We start from the raw sequence: 25,880 nt of genomic DNA, 5'->3' as shown, positions 1-25,880 counted from the left end.
TCTCTTTCGTGTGGTCTATTTGCCCGACGCCAGGGCGTCGGCGCCGCCGACGATCTCGGCGATCTGCTGCGTGATCTCGGCCTGGCGCGCGTTGTTGCGCAGGCGGGTGTAGTCGGTGATGAGCTTGTCGGCGTTGTCGCTGGCCGACTTCATCGCCTTCTGGGTCGCGGCGTGCTTCGCGGCCGACGACTGGAGGAGGGCGTTGAAGACGCGGCTCTGGATGTACACCGGCAGGAGCGCGTCCAGGACGGTCGCGGCATCCGGCTCGAACTCGTACAGCGGGTAGACCTGCGCCGACGACGACTCCTCGGCCTCGACGACCTCCAGCGGAAGCAGGCGCACCGTCTCGGGCGTCTGCGTCATCATGCTGACGAAGCGGTTGTAGACGAGGTGGATCTCGTCGACCCCGTTCTCTTCGCCACCGCGGTCGTACGCGTCCAGCAGTGTGGCGGCGATCTCCTCGGCCGTCGAGAAGTGCGGCGTGTCGGTGTCACCCGTCCACTCGGCCGCGGCCTCCATGCGCCGGAACTGGAAGTAGCCGACGGCCTTGCGGCCGACGAGGTAGAACACCGGCTCGCGGCCCTCCTCGCGCAGCAGCTGCGCCAGCTCGAGGCCCTCGCGGAGGATCTGCGAGTTGAACGCACCGGCGAGGCCGCGGTCGGACGAGAAGATCACGACCGCGGAGCGGCGGATCGTCTCGCGTTCGACGGTCAGCGGGTGGTCGACGTTGGAGTGCGTCGCCACGGCGGAGACGGCCCGCGTCACGGCACGCGCGAACGGCGACGATGCGCGCACACGCGCCATCGCCTTCTGGATGCGCGAAGCCGCGATGAGTTCCATCGCCTTCGTGATCTTCTTGGTCGTCTGAGCAGAGCTGATCTTCTGCTTGTAGACCCGGAGTTGTGCGCCCATGGTTTATGCCCAGGCCCGCCTCAGCGGCGGCCCTTGACGATCTTCTCCTGGTTCACGTCCTCGGCCTGCGCCGCCGCGACCTCTTCGTGGCCGGGCTTGCCGATGGCCTGGCCCTTGCCTGCCTGGAACTCCAGGATGAACTCGTCGGTCTTCTTCGCGAGCTCGGCGACGGTGTCGTCGTCCAGGACGTTGGTCTCGCGCAGCGTGTCGAGGATCGACGTGTTGCGACGGAGGTAGTCCAGCAGTTCGCGCTCGAAGGACAGCACGTCCTCGACCTCGATCGAGTCCAGCTTGCCGTTGGTGCCCGCCCAGATCGAGACGACCTGCTCCTCGACCGGGTACGGCGAGTACTGCGGCTGCTTGAGCAGCTCGGTCAGACGCGCGCCTCGGGCGAGCTGACGACGCGAGGCCGCGTCGAGGTCGGACGCGAACATCGCGAACGCCTCGAGCGAACGGTACTGCGCGAGCTCCAGCTTGAGCGTTCCGGAGACCTTCTTGATCGACTTCACCTGGGCGTCGCCACCGACGCGCGACACCGAGATGCCGACGTCCACCGCGGGACGCTGGTTGGCGTTGAAGAGGTCGGACTGCAGGAAGATCTGGCCGTCGGTGATCGAGATCACGTTCGTCGGGATGTACGCCGAGACGTCGTTCGCCTTCGTCTCGATGATCGGAAGACCGGTCATCGAGCCGGCGCCGAGCTCGTCGGAGAGCTTCGCGCAGCGCTCGAGCAGACGCGAGTGCAGGTAGAAGACGTCACCGGGGTACGCCTCGCGGCCCGGCGGGCGGCGGAGCAGGAGCGACACGGCGCGGTAGGCCTCGGCCTGCTTGGACAGGTCGTCGAAGATGATCAGGACGTGCTTGCCCTCGTACATCCAGTGCTGGCCGATGGCCGAGCCGGTGTAGGGGGCGAGGTACTTGAAGCCGGCGGGGTCCGAGGCGGGAGCCGCGACGATCGTCGTGTACTCCATGGCCCCGGCGTCCTCGAGGGCGCCCTTCACGGCGGCGATCGTCGAGCCCTTCTGGCCGATCGCGACGTAGATGCAGCGGACCTGCTTGCTGACGTCGCCCGACTCCCAGTTGGACTTCTGGTTGATGATCGTGTCGATCGCGATGGCCGTCTTGCCCGTCTGGCGGTCCCCGATGATGAGCTGGCGCTGTCCGCGGCCGACGGGGATCATCGCGTCGATCGCCTTGATGCCGGTCTGGAGGGGCTCGTGCACCGACTTGCGCTGCATGACGCCGGGCGCCTGGAGCTCGAGGGCACGACGGCCGACGGTCGCGACCTCGCCGAGACCGTCGATGGGGTTGCCGAGCGGGTCGACCACGCGGCCGAGGTAGCCGTCGCCGACGGCGACCGACAGCACCTCGCCGGTGCGCGTCACCTGGGTCCCGGCCTCGATGCCGGCGAAGTCGCCGAGCACGACGACACCGATCTCGTGCTCGTCGAGGTTGAGGGCGAGGCCCTGGGTGCCGTCCTGGAACGTCACGAGCTCGTTCGCCATGACGCCCGGCAGGCCCTCGACGTGCGCGATGCCGTCGGCGGCGTCGATGACGGTGCCGACCTCGGTGGCCGCGCCGCCCGTGGGCTCATAGGCGGCGACGAAGTCCTTCAGCGCGTCACGGATGACATCGGGGCTGATAGTGAGATCTGCCATTGTTTTCCTTCGTTCATGGGGCCGCGGCCCCGAAATCTCCACCCTCGGGCGGGAAGTCTGTGTCAGCCTGCGAGCCGCTGACGGAGGTCGGCCAGACGCGACGACACGCTGGCGTCGATCACGTCGTCGGCGATCTGCACGCGCAGGCCGCCCACCACGCCCGGGTCGACGATGGTGTTCAGCGCTACGCGCTTGCCGTAGCGCTTCGTCAGCGCTGCGACGAGGCGCTCGCTCTGGGCGGCGCTCAGCGGCGCCGCCGCCACGACGGTGGCGACGGTGCGTCCGCGCTGGTCGGCGACGAGCTTCATCGCACGCGACAGCAGCTGGCGCACCCGCCGCTCGCGCGGCTGCCGGACGAGGGACGACACGATGAGCGTCGCCGCCTCGCTCGCGCGCCCCGTGAACAGCGTCTCGATGAGCGCGCCCTTCGACGTCGAGTCACCCAGGCGGCTGCCGAGAGCGAGCTCGAGCTCCGCGTTGTCGGCGACGGTGCGCGAGAAGGCGAACAGCTCGCCCTCGATGTCGGAGTTCGCGTCGGCGACGGCCGTCGCCCGCACCGCGAGCTCTTCGATCCCCTCGACCAGGTCGTCGGACGACGACCAGCGCTGCGCGACCACGGTCGCCAGCAGCGACGCGGTCGCGGGCTTCACGGTCGGTCCGAAGACGGCGAGGACGACGTTGCGGCGGGCCTCGGCAGGCGCCGCCGAGTCGGCGAGCGCGCCGCTCAGCTGCGACGAGTCGCCCACGGTGCGCGCCGCGGCGAACAGCTCGCGGGCGACGTCGAGGTCGACGTCGGCGGCGGCGTCCAGCGCCGCCGTCGTCGCCGCAACGGCCTGAGTGGTCGCGCTGCCCATTACGCCTTGGCCCCTTCGGACTCCTCGAGCTCGGCGAGGAAGCGATCGACGACGGCCTGAGCCTTCGCGTCGTCGGACAGCGTCTCGCCGATCACGCCGCCGGCGAGGTCGAGGGCGAGCGTGCCCACCTCGCTGCGCAGCGACACGAGCGCCGACTGGCGCTCCGCCTCGATCTGAGCGTGAGCGGTCGAGGTGAGACGGGCGGCCTCGGAGGCAGCGGTCTCCTTCGCCTCGGCGAGGATCTTCTTGCCGTCCTCACGGGCGGCGTCGCGGATCTCACCGGCTTCCTTGCGGGCGTCGGCGAGCTGGGCGGTGTACTCCTCGAGCGCCGCCTCGGCCTTGCGCTGGGCCTCGTCGGCCTTCGCGATGTTGCCTTCGATCGCCGCCGAGCGCTCGTCGAGCATCTTCTTCATCCGCGGAAGCGCGATCTTCCAGAAGAGGAAGAGGATGATGACGAAGCAGACCGACGACCAGATGATGTCGTACCAGGCGGGGATGAGGGGGTTATGGGTCTCCCCCTCCTCCGCGGCGTACGCGACAAGAGCGTGCAGCATCCTGTCTCCTTAGGACTGAGATTCGGCGATCAGACGAAGATGAAGTAGGTCGCGATGCCGATGAAGGCGAGCGCCTCGGTGAAGGCGATACCGATCCACATGAGCACCTGCAGGCGGCCGGCGAGCTCGGGCTGGCGAGCCACGCCCTCGATCGTCTTGCCGACGACGATGCCCACGCCGATGGCCGGGCCGATCGCAGCGAGGCCGTAGCCCATCGTCGCGACGTTGCCGGTGACCTGTGCGAGAACCGTAGTTGCGTCCACGGGGGTTTTTCCTTTCGGTTGTGGGCGGCCCTGTGTCGTTCTGGACGGGAGGGGCCGGCCCGCTTAGTGCTCTTCCGCGACCGCGAGCTGGATGTAGACCGCGGTGAGGAGAGCGAAGACGTACGCCTGGAGGACCGCCACCAGGATTTCGAACAGCGTGAAGACGAAGCCGAAGGCGAGGCTGCCGGCGCCGAGCGCCGTCCACCAGCCGCCGAGGTCGACGACGAAGAACTGCGTGGCTGCGAAGAACAGCACCAGCAGCAGGTGGCCGACCATCATGTTCATGAGGAGTCGGAGCGTCAGCGTCACGGGGCGGATGATGAATGTCGAGATGAGCTCGATCGGCGTGACGATGATGTAGATCGGCCACGGCACACCCGACGGGAAGAGCGAGTTCTTGAAGAAGTTCTTCGGGCTCTTCTTGATGCCGGCGTAGATGAAGGTGACGTAGCTCACGACCGCGAGCGTCAGCGGCACCGCGATGATGCTCGTTCCGGCGATGTTCAGGAACGGGATGATGCCCGTGATGTTCATGAACAGCACCATGAAGAAGATCGTGGTGAGGATCGGCAGGAAGCGCTGGGCGTCCTTCTTGCCCAGGAGGTCTTCGCCGATGTTGACGCGGACGAAGTCCAGGCCCATCTCGACGAGGCTCTGGAACCGACCGGGGACGACGCGCATGCGGCGCGTGCCGAGCCAGAAGATCAGGACGATCGCGATGGTCGCGAGGAACTGGATCAGGTGGATCCGGTGGACCGGGATGATGCCGAACGCGGTGAAGAGGATCTCGGGGAAGAACTCTTCGATCGACGGCCCGTGGAACTCCGGGGGCGCGTCAGCGGCAAGGGGGGCGATCAGGGTCGCAGCTTGAGTAAACAGCGCTGGCTCCAGCTTCGGGGCATCGGTGAAGGACCGTTGCGACGATGGTCGGTGAGCGTCACTCCGCAGGCGCTCACAACAGGGTGGGCGGGCGGGCGCTCGTTCAGCCTATCAAACTTGAGAGGTCCCTGAATCCGCCCGCGAGGCGTCACGCGGCGGTGCCCGGACCGTCGGTGCGCTCCCCCGCGTCGGGGTCGGTCGGGAGCTCGACGTCGCTCGCGTGCGGCACGCGCATGCGCATGAGCACGACGACGTCGATGAGGAGCGAGGCGAGCACGCTCGCCACCAGCGCGAGGAAGAACACCGGTCCGACGATCCACGGCTGGTCCCGCAGCACGAACAGCGCGACGAGGAACACGACGAACTTCAGGATCCAGCCGCCGAGCACGATCCCGAAGAAGATCGGCACGTACAGCGCGTCGCCGAACCAGCGGTTGGCGATGAGGATGCTCGCGGCGGTGATGGCGAGGAAGACGGCCGCGATGAGGACGCCGGCCAGGGCGCTCCACAGTCCGTCCACTCCCGCCACGAGGTAGCCGACGAGGCCGCCCACCACGAGGAGTGCGGCGGTGACGGTTCCCGACCACACCAGGACGGTGCGCAGGATCGGGGTGCTGGAGATGGGGGTGGAGCTCATCGGGCGTCCTCCTGTGCGGGCGCGGGATCGTGCAGGGCGGTGGATGGGGTGGCCTCGATCGCGTGGGCGGCACGTCGATGCGACGGCAGCAGGGTCACGATCAGGCAGGCGGCGATGCCGACGACGCCGTACGCCACGCCGAGGAGGTAGTCGCCCGGCCACTCCAGCGTCGTGCCGATGTACATCAGCAGCACCGCGAGGCTCACCAGCGCGGTCCAGGCGTAGAAGATGAGCACGGCGTCGCGGTCGGAGTGGCCCATGTCGAGCATGCGGTGGTGCAGGTGGCGGCGATCGGGTGAGAACGGCGACTTGCCCTTGCTCATCCGACGGACCACCGCCAGTCCGAAGTCGAGCAGGGGCAGCAGCACGACGACGACCGGCAGCAGGATCGGGATGAACGCACCGAGGAGCTGCGAGCGGCCGAACTCGTCGTTGTCGGCGACCATCGCCGGGTTGATGTTGCCGGTGATCGCGATCGCCGACGAGGCCATGAGCAGGCCGAGCATGAGCGCCCCGGCATCCCCCATGAACAGCCGCGCGGGACTCCAGTTCATCGGCAGGAACCCGATGCACACGCCGATCAGCACGGCGGCGATGAAGGACGCGAGGTTGAAGTAGGTGCTCGCCCCGATGTCGCGCACCATCATGTACGAGTACGCGAAGAACACCACGTTGGCGATGAGGCAGACGCCCGCGACGAGGCCGTCCAGGCCGTCGATGAAGTTCACGGCGTTCATCACGACGACGATCGAGAAGACGGTCAGTGTGAAGCTGGCCCAGCTCGAGATCGTCATGCCGCCGAGCGGCAGCGTGTAGATCTGCAGCTGGCCGAACCAGGCGATGAGGCCCGCCGCGAGGAACTGCGCGCCGAGCTTGATCATCCAATCGAGGTCCCACACGTCGTCGAGGACGCCGATCACCACGATGAGGGCCGTCGCGCCCAGCAGCGCGTACACCTGCTCTGGCTCGGTCCAGATGATGGCGAAGAACGGATGCTGCGACGACACCGCGAACGCCGCGAGCACGCCGATGAACATGGCGATGCCGCCGAGGCGCGGCGTCGGGGTCTTGTGGACGTCGCGCTCGCGGATCCCCGGATACAGCTCGTACTTCAGGCTCAGCCGCCAGACCGCCCACGACAGGACGAACGTGATGGCCGCCGTGAGGAGGATGGTGAAGACGTACTGCTTCACGAGCTGCCGGGGACGCTCTGGGCGTCGGCATCCGTCACGCCTGCGGCCGTCGGCCCCGCCTCGGCGCCGGACGGCTCGGCCTCGGCGTCGGGCTCCGCTTCCCGGCCGGACGGCTCGGGCTCCGCACCCGGGTCGGCCTCGAGGAGGTCGCCCAGCACCTCGCGCAGCTGTTCGCGGCTGACCGCGCCCTCGCGGAGCACGCGCACCAGCGGCTCCTCGCCGCCGACGAGGCTCGTGGCGTCGACGATGGTGGACGGCACGCCGTCGCGCGACGGTCCGTCGCCGAGGTACACGGCCACGCTGTCCTTCAGCATCTCCTCCGCGTCCTCGGCCGTGATGCCCGCCGCCATGCCCGTGAGGTTCGCGCTGGAGACCGCCAGCGGGCCGGTCTCCTCGAGGAGCTCCAGGGCGATGCGGTGCGCGGGCATCCGCACGGCGACGGTGCCCCGGGTCTCGCCGAGATCCCATGACAGCGACGGCTGGGCCGGCAGCACGATCGTGAGGCCGCCGGGCCAGAACGCGTCGATCAGGCGCTCGACGGGCTCGGGCACGTCGGCGACGAGGGCACGGAGCGTGGTGACGCCGGCTACGAGCACGGGCGGCGGCGACTGGCGCCCGCGGCCCTTGGCGGCGAGCAGTCGGGCGACGGCCTGGTGGTCGAAGGCGTCGGCGGCCACACCGTAGACGGTGTCGGTGGGGATGACGACGAGCTCGCCGCGGCCGATGGCCTGGCGCGCCCTGCGCATGCCGGCGAGCAGCTGGGCCTCGTCGCGGCAGTCGAAGATGGGGGACATGTCGCCGGACAGTTTAGTCGGGGCGCGGCTGTGCGTTCACGGCGCGCTGGATGCTCCGGCCGTGGGGCGGTGCCGACGGTGTCAGGGGCGCAGCGCGGTGGTGGCGCGATCGCGCATCGTGAGGTCGGGGTGCGTCGCCGCCGCGCGCCATCCGTCGGCCGCGAGGAGCTCGCGGATCGCCTCCCCCTGCCACTCGCCGTGCTCGATGATGATCATCCCCCCGGGATGCGCGAGGCGCAGACCCACGCCGCTCAGCACGCGCACGACGTCCAGGCCGTCCTCGCCGCCGTAGAGCGCGGCGGGCGGGTCGAAGAACCGCACCTCCGGGTCGCGTGGGATCGCGGCATCCGGCACGTACGGAGGGTTGGAGGCGACCACCGAGACCGTGCCGTCGAGCTCGGGGAACGCGTGCGCGAGGTCGATGAAGGCCAGCCGCGCGTTGTCGGCGCCGACCATCGCGAAGTTCTCCTTCGTCCACAGGAACGCCTCCACCGAGTTCTCGGCCGCGAAGACCCGCGCGTGCGGCACCTCGGTCGCCATCGCCAGCGCGATCGCGCCGCTTCCGGTGCCGAGATCCACCGCGATCGGGGACTCGGATGCCGCGGCCCGGAGCGCGTCGATCGCCAGCTGCGCGACGAGCTCGGTCTCGGGGCGGGGCACGAAGACGCCCGGCCCCACGCGGAGCTCCAGATGGCGGAAGGGCGCCGTCCCGGTGATGTGCTGCAGCGGCTCGCGGGTGGCGCGCCGGGTCACCAGCTCCTCGAGGCGCTCGGCGTCGGCCGCGGCGATGCGGTCGCCGCGGATCGCGGACGCCTGCACTCCCCCTCGCCCGAGCCCCAGGACGAAGGCCGCCAGCAGCTCGGCGTCGACCGCGGGGTCGGCGATGCCCGCGGCGCCCAGGCGCGCCGCGGCCTGCGCGATCGCGGCGGCCAGCGCGGGTGGTTCTTCTGGGGAGGACATGACCGCACCACCCTACGCCCCGGAGGGTAGCGCGCCGCCGCCACCTCCCTGTCACAGAAGGACTCACATGGATGCCGTCCCCCTAGGCTGGTGCTGATCAGCCGTGAACCCGCGAAAGGCCCCGACATGACCGGCATCCATCCCGACATCACCTCCGCTTTCGGCAACACTCCGCTCGTCCGGCTGAACCGCGTCGCGGAAGGCGTCGGCGGCAACGTGCTGGCCAAGCTGGAGTTCTACAACCCCGCCTCGAGCGTCAAGGATCGCCTCGGCATCGCGATCGTCGATGCGGCGGAGGCGTCGGGCGAGCTCGAGCCGGGCGGCACGATCGTCGAGGCGACCAGCGGCAACACCGGCATCGCCCTCGCGATGGTGGGTGCGGCCCGCGGCTACCGCGTGGTGCTGGCCATGCCCTCCTCCATGTCGATCGAGCGCCGCCTGCTGCTGAAGGCATACGGCGCGGAGCTCGTCCTCACCGACCCCGCCGGCGGCATGAAGGGCGCCATCGCCAAGGCCGAGGAGCTCGTCGCGGAGCTGCCGGGCGCCATCCTCGCCCGCCAGTTCGAGAACCAGGCCAACGTCGAGATCCACCGCAAGACGACCGCGGAGGAGATCCTCCGCGACACCGACGGCAAGGTCGACTACTTCGTCGCCGGCATCGGCACGGGCGGCACGATTACCGGTGTCGGCCAGGTCCTCAAGGAGCGCGTGCCCGACGCCAAGGTGGTCGCCGTCGAGCCGGCCGACTCGCCGCTGCTGACCAAGGGCACCCCCGGTCCGCACAAGATCCAGGGCATCGGCCCGAACTTCGTCCCGGCGATCCTCGACCGGGGCGTGATCGACGAGGTCATCGACGTCGAGTTCCCCGACGCCATCTCGACGGCTCGCGCGGTCGGCACCCGGGACGGCATCCTCGTGGGCATCTCCTCCGGCGCCGCCATCTGGGCGGCGCTCCAGGTCGCCGCGCGACCCGAGGCCGCGGGCAAGAACATCGTCGTCATCGTGCCGTCCTTCGGTGAGCGCTACCTGTCGACTGCGCTCTACGAGGATCTGCGCGAAGATTGATCCGTCACGACGGCGCGACGGCGAACCGATCTGATCGGCCGCCGCCGCGCCGTCGTCGTGTGGACCCCGACGAGAGAGGGAGCTTCGTGCCCGGCATCCATCCCGACATCACGACCGCGTTCGGTCAGACCCCGCTGGTGCGCCTCAACGCGCTGACGGAGGGGCTCGGCGCGGAGGTGCTCGCCAAACTCGAGTTCTACAATCCGGGTTCGTCCGTGAAGGACCGGCTGGGCTACGCCCTCGTGGCTGCGGCCGAGGAGGCCGGTGAGCTGCAGCCGGGCGGCACGATCGTCGAGTCCACCAGCGGCAACACCGGCATCGCGCTGGCCCTCATCGGCGCCGCGCGCGGGTACCGGGTGATCCTCACCATGCCCGCCTCGATGTCGAAGGAACGGCGCACGCTGCTCAAGGCGTACGGCGCCGAACTGGTCCTCACCGACCCGTACAAGGGCATGACCGAGGCCGTCGACGTCGCCCGGCGGATCGTCGCCGAGACGCCGGGAGCGATCCTCGCCAGGCAGTTCGAGCACGAGGCCAACGCCGCGATCCACCGCAGGACCACCGCCGAGGAGATCTGGAACGACACCCACGGCAGCGTGGACTGGTTCGTCGCCGGATCCGGGACCGGCGGCACCATCACGGGCGTCGGGCAGGTGCTGAAGGAGCGCAACCCCGACGTGAGGATCGCGCTCGTCGAGCCGAAGGACTCCCCCGTCCTCACGGAGGGCCGAGCGGGCGGGCACCGCATCCAGGGCATCGGCCCCAACTTCGTGCCCGACGTGCTGGACCGGTCGGTGGTCGACGAGATCTTCGACGTCGAGTTCGACGACGCGATCCGCGTCGCGCGCGAGCTGGCCACGCGCGAGGGCATCCTCGGCGGCATGTCGGCGGGCGCCGCCGTGTGGGCGGCCCTCCAGATCGCCGCGCGCCCGGAGGCCGCGGGGAAGCGCATCGTCGTCATCGTCCCCGACTCGGGCGAGCGGTACCTGTCCACGGCGCTGTACGAGCATCTGCGCGAACCGGAGGGTGAGAAGAGATGACCGACGAACGCATCGGATTCCTGGCGCGCGTGCGCGAAGACGTCGCCGCCGCGAAGCTGCGCGACCCGGCGGCGCGCAGCGGCCTCGAGATCGCCCTGCTCTACCCCGGGCTCCACGCGATCTGGGCCCACCGCGTGTGGCATGCGCTCTGGGTGCGCGACGCGCGGTTCGTGGCCCGCGCGGGCTCGCAGGTGACGCGCTGGCTCACCGGCATCGAGATCCACCCGGGCGCCACGATCGGGCGCCGCTTCTTCATCGACCACGGCATGGGCGTCGTGGTCGGCGAGACCGCCGAGGTGGGTGACGACGTCATGCTGTACCACGGGGTCACGCTCGGCGGGCGTCAGCGCGAGGGCGGCAAGCGTCACCCCACGCTGGGCGACGGCGTCGCCGTCGGGGCCGGCGCGAAGATCCTCGGACCTGTCGTCATCGGCGAGGGCTCCGTCGTCGGCGCGAACGCCGTCGTCACGAAGGACGCCGCCGCCGACAGCGTCCTGGTGGGCGTGCCCGCCAAGCCGCGCGCCCGCCGCGTCGGCGAGGAGACGCGCGCCCTGCTGACCACGCCCGAGTACCACATCTGACACGGGTCCCGCCGGACGCGGGGTGTCAGGACCTCGCGCGGTCCTGCACCTTGCGCCGGATGAACAGCGGCGGCAGCAGCCAGGACGCGAGAGCCGTCACGAGCCAGACGATGAGCGTCCCGATGATCCACGCGACGGGCCCGTCGATCCCGATCCCCGCCTGCGGGATCAGCACGGCGATCAGCAGCGCGACGAATGTCGACAGCAGGCCGATGCCGCCGATGAGGGCGTTCGCGTGGCGCCGGGTGATCTTCAGCAGCCACGGCGCGAGGACGCTCTGCAGCACCGCGAAGATGACGACGGCGAGCAGGATGCCCCACCAGTCGTCCCAGTGCAGCGTGAAGCCGTCGAGGATGAGGTCGGCCGCGATGAGTCCCAGCGCTGCCGAGACGAGGAAGATCAGCGCGCGGATGAGGAGCGTGAGCACGCTCGAAGCCTAGCGCCGCGGCATCCGTCCCCCTCGCGAAGCGCCAGTCCGGACGGGAGGGTCAGAGGCGGGGGCGTCAGGCGTCGGCGCCGAGGGCGGCCAGGCGCGCCTCTTCGTCGGCCTGGATCGCGGACTCGATGATCGGCTCGAGGGCGCCGTCCATCACCTGGTCGAGGTTGTAGGCCTTGTAGCCGGTGCGGTGATCGGCGATGCGGTTCTCGGGGAAGTTGTACGTGCGGATGCGCTCCGAACGGTCCATACCGCGGATCTGCGACCTGCGGGCGTCGGATGCCGCCGCCTCGAGCTCCTCCTGCTGCCGGGCGAGCAGGCGCGCGCGGAGGACGCGCATGCCGGCCTCGCGGTTCTGCAGCTGCGACTTCTCGTTCTGCATCGAGACGACGATGCCGGTCGGCACGTGCGTGATGCGCACCGCGGAGTCCGTCGTGTTCACGGACTGCCCGCCGGGGCCGGACGAGCGGAAGACGTCGATCTTCAGCTCGTTCGGATCGATGTGGATCTCCTCGGGCTCGTCGACCTCGGGGAACACCAGCACACCCGTGGTCGACGTGTGGATCCGCCCCTGCGACTCGGTCGCCGGCACGCGTTGCACGCGGTGGACGCCGCCCTCGTACTTCAGGTGCGCCCACACCCCCTGCGCCGGGTCGGACGAGGAGCCCTTGATCGCGACCTGGACGTCCTTGTAGCCGCCGAGGTCGGACTCGTTGCGCTCGAGGAGCTCGGTCTTCCATCCCTTGGAGGCGGCGTACTGCAGGTACATGCGCAGCAGGTCCGCCGCGAACAAGGCCGACTCGGCGCCGCCCTCGCCCTGCTTGATCTCCATGATCACGTCGCGGGCGTCGTCGGGGTCACGCGGAATGAGCAGGCGCCGCAGGCGCTCCTGCGTCTCGGCGAGCCTCGCCTCCAGCGCCGGCACCTCTTCGGCGAAGGCCTCGTCGTCGCGCGCGAGCTCGCGGGCGGCATCCAGATCATCGGATGCCGCCAGCCAGTCCTCGTGCGCCTTGACGATGCGCGACAGCTCGGCGTAGCGCCGGTTGACCCGCTTGGCGCGCGCCGCATCGGCGTGCACCGCGGGGTCGGAGAGCTCCTCCTGCACCGCGCGGTGCTCGTCGATCAGCGCCCGCACGGAATCGAACATCGCGGGTTCGACCATGGGGGATCAGCGGATGCTGTTGTCGTCCGCGTGGCTGCGTCCGCCGCTGTGACCGGTGGTGGGAGCCGGGATCGACTTCTGCATCTGCACCAGGAACTCGACGTTGGACTGCGTCTCCTTGAGCTTGCCGAGCACGACCTCGAGGGCCTGCTGGGGCTCGAGGCCGGCCAGCGCGCGGCGGAGCTTCCAGGTGATCTTCACCTCGTCGGGCGACAGCAGCATCTCCTCGCGGCGGGTGCTCGACGCGTTGACGTCGACCGCCGGGAAGATCCGCTTGTCAGCGAGCTGGCGGTTCAGGCGCAGCTCGCTGTTGCCGGTGCCCTTGAACTCCTCGAAGATCACGTCGTCCATCTTGGAGCCGGTCTCCACGAGCGCCGTGGCGAGGATGGTGAGCGACCCGCCGTTCTCGATGTTGCGCGCAGCGCCGAAGAAGCGCTTGGGCGGGTACAGCGCCGACGCGTCGACGCCGCCGGTGAGCACGCGGCCCGAGGTGGGCGCCGAGATGTTGTAGGCGCGGCCGAGGCGGGTGATCGAGTCGAGCAGCACGACGACGTCGCGACCGAGCTCGACCAGGCGCTTGGCGCGCTCGATCGCGAGCTCGGCGACCGTGGTGTGGTCCTCGGCGGGACGGTCGAAGGTCGAGGCGATGACCTCGCCCTTCACCGTGCGCTGCATGTCGGTGACCTCTTCGGGGCGCTCGTCGACGAGCACGACCATCAGGTGCACCTCGGGGTTGTTGATCGCGATCGCGTTGGCGATCTGCTGCAGCACGATCGTCTTGCCGGCCTTGGGCGGCGCGACGATGAGGCCGCGCTGGCCCTTGCCGATCGGGGCGACGAGGTCGATGATGCGCTGCGTCAGCTTCTCGGGCGCGGTCTCGAGGCGCAGGCGCTCCTGCGGGTAGAGCGGGGTGAGCTTGCCGAACTCGACGCGCGTGGCGGCGTCGTCGACCGACAGGCCGTTGATCGCGTCGACCTTGACCAGCGCGTTGTACTTCTGACGGCTGGACTGCTCGCCCTCGCGCGGCTGCTTGATCGCGCCGACGACCGCGTCGCCCTTGCGCAGGTTGTACTTCTTCACCTGCCCCAGCGACACATAGACGTCGCTGGTCCCGGGCAGGTAGCCCGTGGTGCGGACGAAAGCGTAGTTGTCGAGCACGTCGAGGATGCCGGCGATCGGGATGAGGACGTCGTCCTCGCCGATCTCGGTGTCGAACTCGTCGCCCGTGGTCTGCGCGCCGCGGCGCTTGTTGCGCTGGCGACCGCGCCCGTTGCCCTGGGCGGGCTGCTCCTCGTCGGCGGGCTCGGCCTTCGCGGGCTCCGCCGCGGGCTTCGCATTCTGGCTCTGGCCGCCGCCCTGGGCGTTCTGAGCACCGCCCTGGGCGCTCTGGCCGCCGTCGGCGTTCTGGCCGCCCTGGTCCTTGGCGCCGTTGCGGCTGCGGCTGCGGCTGCGGCTGCGGCTGCGGCTGCGCGACGTCGTCTGCTCGCCCTCGCCCTCGGTCGCCTGCTCGCCCGCGTCGGCGGACGCCGTCTCGGCGGCGGGCGTGTCAGCGGGGGCGGATGCCTCGGCGGCGGATGCCTCGTCGGCGCGATGGTCGCCGGCGGCCGGCGCAGCCTCGGTCGACGCCGCCTGGGCGGGCGCGTCGGCCGCGTCGGAGGACGCATCCGCCGCGGGCTCGGTCGGCGGCGGCACGTCGGTGCTCTTCGCCCGGCGCGGCGCGCGCTTGCGCGGCGCCTTCGCGGGGGCGGCCGGCGCCTCTTCGGCGGCCGGGGCCTCGGCGGCGGAGGCATCCGCCGCGGCTGCCTCGGCGACGGCCTCATCGGCGATGACGTCGGCGACCTCGGCTTCGATGACGGCCTCCACGGCGACGGCATCGGCGACGAGCGCCTCGGCGACCGCTTCCTCGGCGACGGCCTCGGCGGCCTCGGCGGCGATCGGGTCGCCGGACTCGGCGACCGCCACGGCCTCGGCGACAGCCGCTTCGGCGACGGCCTCAGCCTCGACGGCCTCTTCGACCGCCTCTTCGGCGACGGCGTCGGCCTCGACGGCCTCGGCCACGGCCTCTTCGGCGACGGCCTCGGCGGCGGTGCTCTCGGTGCCCTCGACCGCGTCGGTCTGGACGGCGTCGGCGTTCTCGACGGCCTCAGGCGCTTCCGCGCGCTCGTCGGCCGGAACGTCGGCGTGGATCTCGGAGATGGACTCCACGAGTTCTCCCTTGTGAAAACGAACAGGTTATGCACGATCGCACGGCGCAGGGGTGGTGACTGTCTGTCTCACGCAGTTGTCACGCCTGCAGAGACACCCGCCGACGGGGTGAGGGACCGCGAGGGTACTCAGCGGACGTCGGCAGGTCAGAATGCCGTGCGGTGGTTTCGCAGATTTGCGACGGAGGCCAGATTCACGTATTACGTGGAACCCTCCGCGTACTCCCTCACTGTACCACCCTTGAAGTCGACGGCGAGCATGAGGGCCTCCCACGGAGTGTCGGTGACCGCCGCAGCCAGGGACGCCGCCTCCAGGCGGCGCCCGGGTCCGTCTGCGAGCACGAGCACGCTGGGTCCGGCGCCGGAGACGACCGCGGCGAACCCCGCAGTGCGCAGTGCGCGCACGAGACCGTCGGTCTCGGGCATCGCGCTGGCACGGTAGTTCTGGTGGAGCTTGTCCTCGGTGGCGGCCTGCAGCAGCTCCGGGCTCTGGGTGAGCGCCGCGATCAGCAGCGCGGAGCGCGACACGTTGAACACGGCGTCCTCGCGCGGCACCTGCGTGGGCTGGAGGCTGCGCGCGAGCGAGGTCGACATGGTGAACTCGGGCACGAAGACCAGCGGCGAGACGCCGCGGTGGACGAGCAGCTTCTTGTGCTGCGGGCCGTCCTCGTCGACCCACGCGATGGTCAGCCCGCCGAAGAGCGCCGGAGCGACGTTGTCGGGATGCCCCTCGAGCTCGGTGGCGAGGCGCAGCAGCGCGTCGGGACCGAGCTCGACGTCACCTTCCAGCAGTCCCTTGGCCGCGAGCAGGCCCGACACGACCGCGGCGCCCGACGAGCCGAGGCCCCGCCCGTGCGGGATCACGTTCCTGGCGTGAAGGCGCAGTCCCGGCATCCGCCGTCCCACCGCCTCATAGGCGTACGCGATCGCGCGCACGACGAGGTGCGACGCGTCGCGCGGCACGTCGGCCGCGCCCGCGCCCTCCACCTCGATCTCGAGCTCGCCCTCCGGCAGCGCGGTGACGTCGAGCTCGTCGTACACGCTCAGCGCGAGGCCGAGCGTGTCGAACCCGGGCCCGAGGTTGGCGCTCGTGGCCGGAACACGGACCACGACACGCCGGCCGGGAGCGGGCACGACGGCTGCGTTCACGCGGTCGCCGCCGCAGGGGCGAGGTCGAGGACGGATGCCACCTCCGACGTCGTCGCATCGACCACCGTCGGCTCGACCTCGGAGCCGTCGGCGTTGCGCAGCGCCCAGTGCGGGTCCTTGAGGCCGTGGCCGGTCACCGTGAGCACCACGCGCGCGCCCTGCGGGACGACGCCGGCCTCGACGCGGTCCAGGAGGCCGGCGACGCTGATCGCGGACGCCGGCTCGACGAAGATGCCCACCTCACCGGAGAGGAGCTTCTGCGCCGCCAGGATGCGGTCGTCGTCGATCGCCCCGAACCAGCCGTCGGTCGCCGCGCGCGCCTCGAGCGCGAGGTCCCACGACGCCGGGTTGCCGATGCGGATGGCGCTGGCGACCGTCTCGGGGTTCTTGACGACCTCGCCGCGCACGAGCGGCGCGGAGCCTTCGGCCTGGAAGCCGAACATGCGGGGCACGCGGGTGGACACGCCGGCCGCGGCCTCCTCGGTGTAGCCGCGCGTGTAGGCGGTGTAGTTGCCGGCGTTGCCGACCGGGATGAAGTGGAAGTCGGGAGCGTCGCCGAGCTGCTCGACGATCTCGTACGCGGCGGTCTTCTGGCCGTCGATGCGGTCGGGGTTGACCGAGTTGACCAGGTGCACCGGGTAGTTGTCGGCGAGCTCCCGCGCGATCTCGAGGCAGTCGTCGAAGTTGCCGCGGATCTGGATGAGGCGCCCGTTGTGCGCCACGGCCTGGCTGAGCTTGCCCATCGCGATCTTGCCCTCGGGCACGAGGACGGCCGCCGTGATGCCGGCGTGCGCGGCGTACGCGGCCGCCGAGGCCGACGTGTTGCCCGTGGACGCGCAGATGACGGCCTTCGCGCCGTGCTCGATCGCGCGCGAGACGGCGACCGTCATGCCGCGGTCCTTGAACGAGCCGGTCGGGTTCATGCCCTCGAACTTCACCCACACGTCGGTGCCGGTGCGGCGCGAGAGCGCCGGCGCCGGGAGCAGCGGCGTGCCGCCCTCCCCGAGGGTGACGACGGTGGAGGCATCCGTGACGCCCAGTCGATCTGCGTACTCGCGGAGGACTCCGCGCCAAACATGTGCCATGTCAGTTCTCCTTCAGAAGCCTTCAGTTGCCTTCGACGCGCAGCACCGAGACGACGCGCTCCACGACGCCGCTCGCGGCGAGGCGCGCGACGGTGTCGCTGAGGTCCTGCTCGCGCGCCTTGTGCGTGCCGATCACCAGGCGCGCCACACCGGGCTCGCCCGCATCGTCCTGCGACCCGGTCTGCCCCGAGCCTGTCGCGGCGCCCTCTTCGACGACGGTCTGCTCCACGGTCGCGATCGACACGCGCCCGTCGCTCAGGATTCCCGCCACCGTCGCCAGCACGCCGGGTTCGTCGTCGACCTCGAGCGTGATCTGGTAGCTCGTGGTCACGCGGCCGACGGGGACGATCGGCAGGTTCGCCAGCGTCGACTCGCCCACGCCGACACCGCCGGCGATGTGGCGGCGTGCCGCCGAGACGACGTCGCCGAGCACGGCCGATGCGGTCTGCACGCCGCCGGCCCCGGCGCCGTAGAACATGAGGTTGCCGGCGGCCTCCGCCTGCACGAAGACCGCGTTGTTGGCGCCGTGGACGCTGGCGAGGGGGTGCGCACGGTCGATGAGCGCGGGATACACGCGCACGGAGATGGCCTCGCCGGATGCCTCGCTCAGCCGCTCGCACACGGCCAGCAGCTTGATGACGTAGCCGGCGTGGCGCGCGGCATCCATCATCGACTTGTCGATCGAGGTGATGCCCTCGCGGTGGACCGCCTCGAGCGGGACGGTGGTGTGGAACGCGAGGCTCGCGAGGATCGCGGCCTTCTGCGCGGCGTCGTAGCCCTCGACGTCGGCGGTGGGGTCGGCCTCCGCGTAGCCGAGGCGCTGGGCGTCGGCGAGCACGTCGGCGAATTCCGCGCTCTCGGTGTCCATGCGGTCGAGGATGTAGTTCGTGGTGCCGTTGACGATCCCCATGATGCGCTGCACGCGGTCGCCCGCCAGCGAGTCCCGCAGCGGGCGGATGATGGGGATGGCGCCCGCGGCGGCCGCCTCGTAGTAGACCTCGGCACCGACCTGATCGGCGGCGTCGAAGATCTCGGGACCGTGCGTGGCGAGCAGCGCCTTGTTGGCGGTCACGACGTCGGCACCCGAGTTGATCGCGTGCAGCAGGTACGCCCGCGCCGGCTCGATGCCCCCCATGAGCTCGATCACGATGTCGGACCCCACGATGAGCGACTCGGCGTCGGTGGTGAAGAGATCCTTGGGAAGGTCCACGTCGCGCTTGGCGTCGACGTCGCGCACCGCGATGCCGACCAGCTCCAGCCGCGCTCCCGCCCGGTCGGCGAGCTCGTCGGCGTGCTGGCGCAGCAGCGACGCGACCTGCGAGCCGACGGCTCCGGCTCCCAGGAGTGCGACGCGGAGGCGGCGGTAGTCGGTCATGCGGTCCCTTCCATCGGTGCGTCCTCGAGGGGACGCCCAGCTTCGAACACGGCCGTCTCGAGGCCCGCGTCGCGGGCGAGCAGGTCGTCGACCGTCTCGCCGCGCACGATGACGCGCGCCTCTCCCCCGCGCAGCGCCACGACCGGCGGGCGGGGGACGTAGTTGTAGTTGCTGGCGAGCGAGAAGCAGTAGGCACCGGTGGCCGGCACCGCCAGCAGATCACCGGCGGCGACGTCGGCCGGAAGGTACTCGGCCTCCACGACGATGTCGCCCGACTCGCAGTGCTTGCCGACCACGCGCGCGAGCGCCGGCTCGGCCTCGCTCGTGCGCGAGGCGATGCGCGCCGAGAACTGCGCCCCGTACAGGGCGGGACGCGCGTTGTCGCTCATGCCTCCGTCGACGCTGACGTAGAGCCGCGCGTCGCCGCTCTCGAGCGCGACCGGCTTCGTCGTGCCGACCTCGTACAGCGTGACACCGGCGCGGCCGACGATGGCCCGGCCCGGCTCGAAGGCGAGGTTCGGCATCGGGATGCCGCGCACCTCGCACTCGCGCGCCACGGCCTCGGCGATGCCCAGGGCCAGCACCTCGATGGGCGTCGGGTCGTCGACCGACGTGTAGGCGATGCCGAAGCCGCCGCCGAGGTTGAGCACGGGCAGCTCGCCGCCCTGACGCAGCTGGGCGTGCAGCTCGACGATGCGGGCGGCCGACTCCTCGAAGCCGGCGGTGCCGAAGATCTGCGAGCCGATGTGGCAGTGCAGTCCCACGAACTCCAGGCCGGGCAGCTCGCGGATGCGCGCGACGGCCTCCGGGGCGTCCTCGAGCGTGAAGCCGAACTTCTGGTCCTCGTGGGCCGTGGCCAGGAAGTCGTGCGTCTCGGCGTGCACGCCGCTGTTGACCCGGACCAGCACGGACTGCGTGCCGCCGCGGCGCTCGACGATCGCCGCGAGCCGCTCGATCTCGATGAGACTGTCGATGACGATCGACCCGATCCCGACATCGACCGCGCGCTCGAGCTCGGCGACCGACTTGTTGTTGCCGTGGAAGCCGAGACGCGCGGGATCGGCCCCCGCCGCGAGCGCCACGGCGAGCTCGCCGCCGGTGCACACGTCGACCGCGAGCCCCTCTTCGGTGACCCACCGCACCACCTCGGTGCTGAGGAACGCCTTGCCGGCGTAGTAGACCCGCGCCTGCACGCCGTGCATCGCCGCCGCGGCGCGGAACGCGTCGAGCGTCCGCCGCGCGGTGGCGCGCACCTCGTCCTCGTCCAGGACGTACACGGGCGTTCCGAAGCGCTCGCGGAGCGTCGTGGCGGGGATGCCGCCGAGAGACAGGATTCCCGCATCGTCGCGGCGGGCCGCCGCGGGCCACACGGCGGGCGCAAGGCCGTTCGCATCGGCGGGCGGATGGAGCCAGGCCGGAGCGACGGTGCGGGTGTGCGGGTCGGCGGACACGGTGGACCAATCGGTGGGGGCTTCGACGCTGTGGCCGTCCGGGCGACCGGGTGCGGCGCGAATGCCGGGCCGGCGGAGTCACGCCCCTGGCAGTGCTAGCAGTCTAGGGCACGCGGCTGCGGGCCCCCGTGCCGTGTGACGCCCGGCGTCTCAGGCGCAGGTGCCGTTCTCCTGCAGCGCGGGGTCGGAGGCGATGCCGCCGTCGATGTCGAAGCCGGCCACGAGCGTCTCGCCCTCGACGGCGACCGACGTCAGGGTCACCCCGGCGGGGAGGTACTCCGCGACGCAGACGTCCCAGTCGCGCAGCACGCCGTCGGCGATCCGGCCGAAGCGGTCCTGGAGCTCCTCGGCCGACACCTCCGCACCGCCGATCTGGAGGGACGCGGGGGTCAGCACGAGATCGCCCTCGGCGGCGGACGGGGTGAGTGCGGCGCCGACGGCGACCGTCGCGCCGAAGATCGTCAGGTCCGTGGTCGCCGTGATGTCGGGGGCCGCGAGCCCGAGGCTGTCGGCCGGGAATCCCTCGACACCGGACATGAGCGTCCTCAGCTGCTGCTCGTCGAGCACCAGCGTGCCCTCGGCGCCGGCGATGCCGCCGCTGCCACGCACGGGCACGCCCTGCGCGACCACCGACATGTCCCCCTCGACGCTGCCCAGCACCACGTCCTGCGACGAGATGGTGAGCTCGGTCAGCGTCCCCGCGATGAGCTGCGGCAGCACCGGCTCGACGAGGACGACGTCGATCGCCTGGTCGTCGGGCAGCGCGAGCTGCGTGCGCACCTGGTCGCGCACCACGCCGACCACGATCTGCCGGGCGATGAGCTCGGCGGCGAACCAGGCGGCCACCGCGAGCAGTGCGACGATGGCGAAGCCGACGAACCAGGGCCAGGACCCGCGCCGGCGCCGGGGCGACGCGGACGCCGCCGTCCGCTCCGGGAGGGGCTCGGTGGGCCGCGTGTCCGCTGCGCTCATCGCTACATCCGCTCGGGCGCGCCGACGCCGAGGAGGTCGAGGCCGTTGCGCAGCACCTGTCCGGTGGCGTCGTTGAGCCACAGGCGCGTGCGGTGCACCGGCTCGACGGGCCCGTCGCCGAGCGGGATGACGCGGCAGTTGTCGTACCAGCGGTGGTACAGGCCCGCCAGCTCCTCCAGGTAGCGGGCGACGCGGTGCGGCTCGCGCACCTCGGCGGCGAACGCGACGATGCGCGGGAACTCCTGCAGCGCCCCCAGGAGCGCCGACTCGGTCTCGTGCGTGAGCAGCTCGGGAGCGAACTCGGAGCGGTCGACGCCCGAGCCGTGCGCGTTGCGGCCGACGTTGTGCGTGCGGGCGTGCGCGTACTGCACGTAGAAGACCGGGTTGTCGTTGGTGCGCTTGCGCAGGATCTCGGGGTCGAGGGTCAGCGGCGAGTCGGCGGGGTAGCGCGCCAGCGAGTACCGCAGCGCATCGGTGCCGATCCAGTCGCGCAGGTCGTCGAGCTCGATGATGTTGCCCGCCCGCTTGGACAGCCGCGCCCCGTTGACCGACACGAGCTGCCCGATGAGCACCTCGATGTCCTTGTCGGGGTCGTCGCCGGCGGCGCCCGCGAGCGCCTTCAGGCGGTGGACGTAGCCGTGATGGTCGGCGCCCAGCAGGTAGATCTTGTGCGCGAAGCCGCGGTCGCCCTTGTTGAGGTAGTACGCCGCGTCGGCGGCGAAGTAGGTGTACTCGCCGTTGGTGCGGCGGATGACGCGATCCTTGTCGTCGCCGAAGTCGGTGGTGCGGACCCACACCGCTCCGTCCTCGTCGAACACGTGTCCCTGCTCGCGAAGGCGGTCGACCGCCTCGTCGACGAGGCTCGGCTCGCCGTTGGGGCCCTTGGCGTGCAGCGTGCGCTCGCTGAAGAACACGTCGAAGTGGACGTTGAACCTCTCCAGCGAGACCTGGAGGTCGCCCAGCTGGAAGTCGTACGCGCGATCGCGGGCCACGCGGAGCTGCTCCTCCTCGGGCAGCGACAGCAGCTCGGGCTCCGCGGCGAGCACGCGCCGCGCGAGGTCGTCGATGTACGAGCCCGGGTAGCCGTCCTCGGGCGTGGGCTCGCCCTTCACGGCCGCGAGCACCGAGCGCCCGAACCGCTCCATCTGCGCGCCGGCGTCGTTGACGTAGAACTCGCGGACCAGCGTCGCGCCGCTGGCGAGCAGCAGCCGCGCCATCGAGTCGCCCAGTGCGGCCCAGCGGGTGTGGCCGATGTGCATCGGCCCGGTCGGGTTCGCGCTCACGAACTCGAGGTTGATCGTGTTGCCGCGCTGCGACTCGTTCGTGCCGAACGCCGCGCCGGCCTCGACGATCGTCCTAGCGAGGGCGCCGGCGGCCGCGGCATCCAGCCGGATGTTGATGAACCCGGGACCGGCCACCTCGACGCCCGCGACACCCTCGACCTCGGCGAGGCCACGGGCGATGTCGGCGGCGAACTCGCGCGGGTTCGCACCCACGGCCTTCGCGAGCTTGAGCGCCGCGTTGGACGCCCAGTCGCCGTGGTCGCGGTTCTTCGGCCGCTCCAGCGGCAGGTCGGCGGCGGTGAGCCCCGCCGCCGCACCGGGGCGTCGGGCCTCCGCCAGCGGAGCGACGACGGCGAGCAGAGCGGCGGAGAGGGCTTCGGGGTTCATAACCGGATCATTCTAGTTGGGCCGGTGGCGGCCCCCGTCCGGCGCGGCACCGCCGTCGGCAAGGCCGTCGGCGGGCCGGGCTCTCAGGAGATCTGCACGAGCGCGCCGAAGTCGTCGGAGGCGGGATCCGCCGCCTCGGGGAGGGCATCGGGAAGCGTGTCCAGTCCCTCCAGCGTCGCCGCCTCGGGCACCACCCACGCGTCCACGCGCAGGCGCTCGAGCCCCACGTAGCCGCCGTGGTAGCTGAGGAACGCGCAGTCCGCGGCGTCGCGTCCGGTGGCGATGCGCACCAGCGACCTGCGATTCGCGAGCCTCGTCGCGTCGATCACGTACCAGGCGCCGTCGAGATAGGCCTCCGCCACGGCGTGGAAGTCCATCGGGCGCAGCCCCGGCGCGTAGCAGGCGGCGTAGCGGGCCGGCATGTCCATCGCCCGCAGCAGCGCGATCACGACGTGCGCGTAGTCCCGGCACACGCCCTGCCCCGTCATGAGCGTGGTCACGGCGCTGTCGGTGCCGTGACTGAGGCCGGGCGTGTACGTGGTGCTGGACGCGACGAACTCGGACACAGCCGCGATGAGGTCGTGACCCGAGAGGCCCTTGAACTGACGGCGCGCCTGCTGGAACACCTCGTCGGACTGCGCGTACCGGCTGGGGCGCAGGTACGTGATGGCCTCGAGGTCGCTCGTCCGGCTCGACGCTGCCTGACCTTCGACGGTCGCCTCGTAGCGGATCTCGAGCCGCCCGGGCTCGCCCGTGAGGCGGTGCAGCCGGCTTCCGGACTGGTCGACGATCTCGGTCGGCGTGTACACGCGATCACCCTGCGTGAACGTCAGCTGCTCATTGGAGACCGGCACCGCCTGGGAGGCTGCGATCTGGAAGATGAGGTCGACGGATGCCCCCAGTTCGAGGTCCATCTCAGCGGTCACGACGCGTTGCACCGAAGTATCCTCGCATGCCGCGAGGCGCCTCGACGCGGGGCTGTGGAGGTTCCCGGGTGAGCGGCCAGGAAGGACACGGAGGCTCAGGATCCGCCTGTCCTTTCCCCAGCTCCCGGCACTGTGGACGAGACTCCCGGGGAGATGACTTACCCTCTTCACATGCACGCGCCCGGCCGCTTCCGCGCACGGCGGCTGTGGCTCCCCCTGTCGGTCGCCGCGATCGCCGTGGCCGCGCTGTGCGCGGTGGCCCTCGTGCGTCCGGGTGTGGCGCCCGAACCCGTCGCACAGGTGGCCGTCTCGGAGGGCGACGCGCCGGCCGCGGCATCCGTCCCCCTCGCTCCCCTCCTGCTCGACGACGACGCCCGCGTGCTCGTGTTCGGCGACTCGTGGGTGTACGGATCTGCGGCGACGACGCCGACGCTCGGGTTCGCGTACCGGCTCGCCGACGAGCTCGGGGTGGAGACCGTCGTCGACGGCGTCCGCGGCAGCGGCTACCTGAAGCCCGGGATCGACGGGCCGTCCTACGGCGAGCGCATCGCCGCGCTCGACCCGGCGCTCGATCCCGACGTGATCATCGTCGAGGGGTCCATCAACGATCGCCGGCTGTATCCGGACGGGTACCGGGATGCCGTGAAGGCCGCGTGGGACGCGCTGGACGCCCGGTATCCCGACGCCGACATCGTGATCCTCGGTCCGGCCCCGCAGGTGCTGCCCGTGGAGCGCAGCACGCGGAGCATCGACGCCGATCTCGGCGAGCTCGCCTCCGCCCGCGGGTGGTGGTACATCTCCCCCATCGCCGAGGACTGGATCACGCAGGCGAACTACCTCGACGTCATCGACACCGGGCCGGTCGGCCGCGACCACCCCTCCACGGACGGTCACGCCTACCTCGCCGGGCGCGTCGCGGACGCGATCGAGCGCATGGCGGATCAGCCTGCGATCGTGGCCGACGCCCCGCACGACGACGCCGTCCCGGCACCGTGACTGGCGGGAGCCGCCCGTCCGGGATGGTAATCTCGATCGGCACGCCTCCGTAGCTCAGGGGATAGAGCGTTGGTTTCCGGTACCAAAGGTCGCAGGTTCGATTCCTGTCGGGGGCACATCAAGAGAAGGCCCCGATCCCAGTAAACACAAGGGATCGGGGCCTTCAGCCTTTCCAGGGTGGTGAGGCTACGTAAGCCCGGGCGTGAGCCGAGATACCTCGCGGTGCACCTTTGATCCTGTAGCCGTCCACAGCCGCACAAACGACGAAAGCGCCCCTCCCACCCGAAGGTGAGAGGGGCGCACCCGGTTCAGAACCAGGACAGGAAGAACTCGAGCCAGGACGGCAGGACCGGGACACTGTTCGTGCGGGGATGAGGCATCGGGACGAGGTTCGTGACCCCGTGAGGCATCGGACGCATCACTCACCCGCCTTGTACTCGGGAGCCTTCGCGAGACCCAGCAGCCACCCAAACTTCGGGGACACGTAAATCTCGAAGAGGCGAACCGCGCCGTAGTACACACCCTGAAGCGCGCCGGTCAGCACGAGGAACAGGGCGCCCTCGAACTCCGGGTCCAGTTCGATGCCCTGGGCGACGAAGAAGCTGATGACGGCGCCGACCGCGATCGGCACTACGGTGCGGACAAGGGAATCCCAAAGGGCCTTCATAGTTCCTCCAACAGAAACGCCGCCCGGCTGGGCGGCGAAGTTCGTTCGTGCGTGCGGGGTCACTCGGAACCCTCGGTGTCTTCCATGTCGCGGCGGAGCGCGGCATCCGCTTCCTTCAACTCCGCGATCTCGCCATACAAACCCGCCACACCCGTCTCCACACGGCGCACAGCGTCCTTCACCGAAGACCCGTTGTTGTAATGCACCTCGTGGTGAATCTCAGCGATCTTCGTGTCCTGGCCGGCGAGGGTCGCGTCCGTGCGGGCGATGAACTCTGGGAGTTCCTTCACGGAGTCGATGATCTGCGCGGTGTTCAGGATGGCTTTGGCGAACGACTTCAGCCACGGCCACCCCTTCTTCACGAACACGACCGCCCCGGTGATGAGTGAGGCGAGGC

Annotated in this window: 26 protein-coding genes and 1 tRNA gene; 5 read left to right on the top strand and 22 right to left on the bottom strand. The window is 70.7% G+C overall.

Annotation, left to right across the window (positions count from 1 at the left end; all coding sequences use genetic code 11):
- Positions 1-15 precede the first annotated feature (15 nt).
- From ACWGUG_RS12740 to prmC, 10 genes are all read right to left on the bottom strand, one after another.
- Entirely contained in the window at positions 16-912 is an 897-nt protein-coding gene (locus ACWGUG_RS12740) for a F0F1 ATP synthase subunit gamma (protein ID WP_336398576.1), read from the bottom strand.
- Positions 913-932: 20 nt separating this feature from the next.
- The gene (gene atpA / locus ACWGUG_RS12735; protein ID WP_336398575.1) at positions 933-2,570 is read right to left on the bottom strand and encodes a F0F1 ATP synthase subunit alpha; all 1,638 of its coding nucleotides are present in this window, start codon (positions 2,568-2,570) and stop codon (positions 933-935) included.
- A 62-nt stretch (positions 2,571-2,632) separates the two neighbouring features.
- A complete protein-coding gene (locus ACWGUG_RS12730; RefSeq protein ID WP_452324901.1) occupies positions 2,633-3,424 on the bottom strand; it encodes a F0F1 ATP synthase subunit delta in 792 nt (263 codons plus the stop codon).
- Positions 3,424-3,978, bottom strand: a complete 555-nt coding sequence (locus tag ACWGUG_RS12725; protein ID WP_336398573.1) for a F0F1 ATP synthase subunit B — start codon at positions 3,976-3,978, stop codon at positions 3,424-3,426. Before ACWGUG_RS12725 ends, ACWGUG_RS12730 begins: the two co-directional genes overlap by 1 nt.
- A gap of 29 nt (positions 3,979-4,007) precedes the next feature.
- A complete protein-coding gene (gene atpE / locus ACWGUG_RS12720) occupies positions 4,008-4,241 on the bottom strand; it encodes an ATP synthase F0 subunit C (RefSeq protein ID WP_292728372.1) in 234 nt (77 codons plus the stop codon).
- A 63-nt stretch (positions 4,242-4,304) separates the two neighbouring features.
- Positions 4,305-5,099, bottom strand: a complete 795-nt coding sequence (gene atpB / locus ACWGUG_RS12715) for a F0F1 ATP synthase subunit A (protein WP_336398623.1) — start codon at positions 5,097-5,099, stop codon at positions 4,305-4,307.
- A gap of 169 nt (positions 5,100-5,268) precedes the next feature.
- Positions 5,269-5,757: a hypothetical protein gene (locus tag ACWGUG_RS12710; protein ID WP_378882750.1), complete on the bottom strand. Its 489-nt coding sequence runs from the start codon at positions 5,755-5,757 to the stop codon at positions 5,269-5,271.
- A complete protein-coding gene (locus tag ACWGUG_RS12705; protein WP_452324900.1) occupies positions 5,754-6,950 on the bottom strand; it encodes an MraY family glycosyltransferase in 1,197 nt (398 codons plus the stop codon). The genes ACWGUG_RS12710 and ACWGUG_RS12705 overlap by 4 nt, the downstream gene beginning before the upstream one ends.
- Positions 6,947-7,744, bottom strand: coding sequence for an L-threonylcarbamoyladenylate synthase (locus ACWGUG_RS12700; RefSeq protein ID WP_452324899.1), 798 nt, complete (start codon positions 7,742-7,744; stop codon positions 6,947-6,949). Before ACWGUG_RS12700 ends, ACWGUG_RS12705 begins: the two co-directional genes overlap by 4 nt.
- A gap of 81 nt (positions 7,745-7,825) precedes the next feature.
- Positions 7,826-8,704, bottom strand: a complete 879-nt coding sequence (gene prmC, locus ACWGUG_RS12695) for a peptide chain release factor N(5)-glutamine methyltransferase (protein ID WP_452324898.1) — start codon at positions 8,702-8,704, stop codon at positions 7,826-7,828.
- Positions 8,705-8,830: 126 nt separating this feature from the next.
- Here prmC and cysK (ACWGUG_RS12690) point away from each other — a divergent pair, with 126 nt between their 5' ends.
- From cysK (ACWGUG_RS12690) to epsC, 3 genes are all read left to right on the top strand, one after another.
- Positions 8,831-9,769, top strand: coding sequence for a cysteine synthase A (gene cysK, locus ACWGUG_RS12690; protein ID WP_452324897.1), 939 nt, complete (start codon positions 8,831-8,833; stop codon positions 9,767-9,769).
- 86 nt (positions 9,770-9,855) lie between these two features.
- Positions 9,856-10,809 carry a cysteine synthase A gene (gene cysK / locus ACWGUG_RS12685; protein WP_378882736.1) on the top strand — a complete coding sequence of 318 codons (954 nt, stop codon included), beginning with the start codon at positions 9,856-9,858 and terminating at the stop codon, positions 10,807-10,809.
- Positions 10,806-11,390 (top strand): serine O-acetyltransferase EpsC, encoded by a 585-nt coding sequence (epsC, locus tag ACWGUG_RS12680; protein ID WP_452324896.1) that lies wholly within the window; start codon positions 10,806-10,808, stop codon positions 11,388-11,390. The genes cysK (ACWGUG_RS12685) and epsC overlap by 4 nt, the downstream gene beginning before the upstream one ends.
- Before the next feature lie 25 nt (positions 11,391-11,415).
- Here epsC and ACWGUG_RS12675 read toward each other — a convergent pair whose 3' ends face one another.
- The 10 genes from ACWGUG_RS12675 to ACWGUG_RS12630 all read right to left on the bottom strand — a co-directional run bounded on the left by ACWGUG_RS12675 (position 11,416) and on the right by ACWGUG_RS12630 (position 23,832).
- A complete protein-coding gene (locus ACWGUG_RS12675; RefSeq protein ID WP_336398565.1) occupies positions 11,416-11,817 on the bottom strand; it encodes a hypothetical protein in 402 nt (133 codons plus the stop codon).
- Between the two features lie 76 nt (positions 11,818-11,893).
- Positions 11,894-12,988, bottom strand: coding sequence for a peptide chain release factor 1 (gene prfA / locus ACWGUG_RS12670; RefSeq protein ID WP_378882732.1), 1,095 nt, complete (start codon positions 12,986-12,988; stop codon positions 11,894-11,896).
- 6 nt (positions 12,989-12,994) lie between these two features.
- A complete protein-coding gene (rho, locus tag ACWGUG_RS12665; RefSeq protein WP_452324895.1) occupies positions 12,995-15,193 on the bottom strand; it encodes a transcription termination factor Rho in 2,199 nt (732 codons plus the stop codon).
- A 200-nt stretch (positions 15,194-15,393) separates the two neighbouring features.
- On the bottom strand, positions 15,394-16,341 hold the full coding sequence (gene thrB / locus ACWGUG_RS12660; RefSeq protein WP_452324894.1) for a homoserine kinase: 948 nt from the start codon (positions 16,339-16,341) through the stop codon (positions 15,394-15,396).
- Entirely contained in the window at positions 16,338-17,426 is a 1,089-nt protein-coding gene (thrC, locus tag ACWGUG_RS12655; protein WP_378882723.1) for a threonine synthase, read from the bottom strand. The genes thrB and thrC overlap by 4 nt, the downstream gene beginning before the upstream one ends.
- 22 nt (positions 17,427-17,448) lie before the next feature.
- Entirely contained in the window at positions 17,449-18,801 is a 1,353-nt protein-coding gene (locus ACWGUG_RS12650) for a homoserine dehydrogenase (RefSeq protein ID WP_452324893.1), read from the bottom strand.
- A complete protein-coding gene (gene lysA / locus ACWGUG_RS12645) occupies positions 18,798-20,252 on the bottom strand; it encodes a diaminopimelate decarboxylase (protein ID WP_452324892.1) in 1,455 nt (484 codons plus the stop codon). The genes ACWGUG_RS12650 and lysA overlap by 4 nt, the downstream gene beginning before the upstream one ends.
- A 150-nt stretch (positions 20,253-20,402) precedes the next feature.
- Positions 20,403-21,224, bottom strand: a complete 822-nt coding sequence (locus tag ACWGUG_RS12640) for an LmeA family phospholipid-binding protein (protein WP_452324891.1) — start codon at positions 21,222-21,224, stop codon at positions 20,403-20,405.
- 2 nt (positions 21,225-21,226) lie between these two features.
- Complete coding sequence (gene argS / locus ACWGUG_RS12635) at positions 21,227-22,894, bottom strand: arginine--tRNA ligase (RefSeq protein ID WP_452324890.1); 1,668 nt, start codon at positions 22,892-22,894, stop codon at positions 21,227-21,229.
- Between the two features lie 83 nt (positions 22,895-22,977).
- Positions 22,978-23,832: a transglutaminase-like domain-containing protein gene (locus ACWGUG_RS12630; RefSeq protein WP_336398556.1), complete on the bottom strand. Its 855-nt coding sequence runs from the start codon at positions 23,830-23,832 to the stop codon at positions 22,978-22,980.
- A 159-nt stretch (positions 23,833-23,991) separates the two neighbouring features.
- On the opposite strand from ACWGUG_RS12630, the gene ACWGUG_RS12625 reads away from it, so the two are divergent.
- Both ACWGUG_RS12625 and ACWGUG_RS12620 read left to right on the top strand, forming a co-directional pair.
- Positions 23,992-24,816, top strand: coding sequence for an SGNH/GDSL hydrolase family protein (locus tag ACWGUG_RS12625; protein WP_452324889.1), 825 nt, complete (start codon positions 23,992-23,994; stop codon positions 24,814-24,816).
- A 43-nt stretch (positions 24,817-24,859) separates the two neighbouring features.
- Positions 24,860-24,932: transfer RNA gene (locus ACWGUG_RS12620), tRNA-Arg, on the top strand.
- Between the two features lie 302 nt (positions 24,933-25,234).
- On the opposite strand, the gene ACWGUG_RS12615 is transcribed toward ACWGUG_RS12620, so the two are convergent.
- Positions 25,235-25,546 carry a hypothetical protein gene (locus ACWGUG_RS12615; protein WP_452324888.1) on the bottom strand — a complete coding sequence of 104 codons (312 nt, stop codon included), beginning with the start codon at positions 25,544-25,546 and terminating at the stop codon, positions 25,235-25,237.
- Positions 25,543-25,851 carry a hypothetical protein gene (locus ACWGUG_RS12610; RefSeq protein ID WP_452324887.1) on the bottom strand — a complete coding sequence of 103 codons (309 nt, stop codon included), beginning with the start codon at positions 25,849-25,851 and terminating at the stop codon, positions 25,543-25,545. Before ACWGUG_RS12610 ends, ACWGUG_RS12615 begins: the two co-directional genes overlap by 4 nt.
- Between the last annotated feature and the right edge of the window lie 29 nt (positions 25,852-25,880).

The sequence above is a fragment of the Microbacterium sp. NPDC055455 genome, assembly GCF_053619935.1.
Note: the sequence above shows the minus strand (reverse complement) of the source record. Positions and strands in the feature narration are given on the sequence as shown.